The sequence below is a fragment of the Enterobacter cloacae complex sp. 6730903 genome (assembly GCF_048283985.1).
Lineage (GTDB): Bacteria > Pseudomonadota > Gammaproteobacteria > Enterobacterales > Enterobacteriaceae > Enterobacter > Enterobacter hormaechei_C.
This window is the reverse complement of the sequence record NZ_JBLVXX010000176.1, coordinates 1-370: the sequence shown is the minus strand read 5'-3', so window position 1 is coordinate 370 and position 370 is coordinate 1. Positions and strand designations below refer to the sequence as shown.

Below are 370 nucleotides of genomic sequence, written 5' to 3'. Positions count from 1 at the left end.
GTATGTATTATGGTATACCATAATACGAATGACAAGATAATTTACTTGCAAGGAAGAGCAATGGAACTCATACGTAAAACTGTACTTCATGTAGAAACCACTTATGTAGATGGCGGCAAAGAAGCAGCCAAGCCTTTAAAAATGGTGGCAGCAGCAGCGGTAATTAAAAATCCGTGGGCAGGGCAAGGTTATGTAGAAAACCTAACACCGGAAATTCGTCGTATTGCGCCAATCTTAAGCGAGCATTTAACCAAGCTTATTCTTGATGAAGTCGGTTCGGGAGAGGCTGTTGAAGCTTTAGGTAAAAGTGCAGTGGTGGGCTTAAATGGTGAACTTGAGCATGCATCAGCTTTAATTCATACCTTACATT

At 41.1% G+C, this 370-nt stretch carries 1 protein-coding gene; it reads left to right on the top strand.

Annotated features, from left to right (window positions below):
• Positions 1-60: 60 nt before the first annotated feature.
• On the top strand, positions 61-370 hold a 310-nt coding region (locus ACNQ0W_RS25430), incomplete at its 3' end, for an amino acid synthesis family protein (RefSeq protein ID WP_417933313.1).